A 943-nucleotide genomic window follows, 5' to 3' on the forward strand; every position below is an offset into this window, starting at 1 on the left:
GAAACCGGCTTCGACGGCCGGCGCACCGCCTACGCCTACGACCGCAACGGGCACCTGCTGGAGAAGACCGAGTTCGGTGATGACGGCTCGACGCTGGTCACCACCTATGCGCGTGATGCGGCCGGGCGTCTGCTGCTGAAAACCCTGCCCGACGGGGTTGAGGTGGCTTACACCTATGACCGCCTGGGCCGTTTGACCGGGGTCGATGACGGCCAGCAACATCCGCTGGCCTTTGAATACGACCGGCAGGACCGGCTGATCACCGAGCATCAGGGCTGGGGCACCTTGCGGTATGCCTACGACGCCTGCGGCCAGCTCAAGCGCCAGCGTCTGCCGGACAACAGCAAGCTCGACTATCACTACGCCAAGGGCGGTGCGCTGACCGCCATCGACCTCAATGGCACGCGGCTGACCCGCCACGTTTACCAGTCCGGTCGCGAGCAACAACGCCAACAAGGCCTGCTGCTCAGCGATTATGCCTACGACGATCAGGGCCGTTTACTCGCCCACGCTGTAGGCCATCAGCACGACTCGCTGTACCGCCGCGATTATGCCTACAGCGCCAACGGCAACCTCGAGCACATTGCCGACAGCCGCCACGGCCAGCGCACCTATGGCTATGACGCCCTCGACCGCTTGATCCGCGTCCGTCACTCGCGTGACGAACTGCCGGAATCCTTCGCCCATGACCCGGCCGGCAATCTGCTGATGCAGGATCGTCCCGGCCCGACCCGGATCAAGGGTAATCGCCTGCTGATGCAAGGCGACCGCCATTACGACTACGACGCCTTCGGCAACCTGATCCGCGAGCGTCGTGGCCGCGACCAGCAACTCGTCACCGAATACCGCTACGACTGCCAGCACCGCCTGACCGGCCTGACCCGCGCCGACGGCCAAACCGCGACCTACCAATACGACGCCTTCGGCCGGCGCATCCGCAAAA

The 943-nt window shown here is 64.9% G+C and carries 1 pseudogene; it reads left to right on the forward strand.

The features are described 5' to 3' along the window. Nucleotides 1-943 (forward strand): annotated as a pseudogene (locus tag LVD08_RS28005) (type IV secretion protein Rhs); the annotation flags it as partial.

It is taken from the genome of Pseudomonas sp. YL2 (genome assembly GCF_023063025.1).
Classification (GTDB): Bacteria; Pseudomonadota; Gammaproteobacteria; order Pseudomonadales; family Pseudomonadaceae; genus Aquipseudomonas; species Aquipseudomonas putida_A.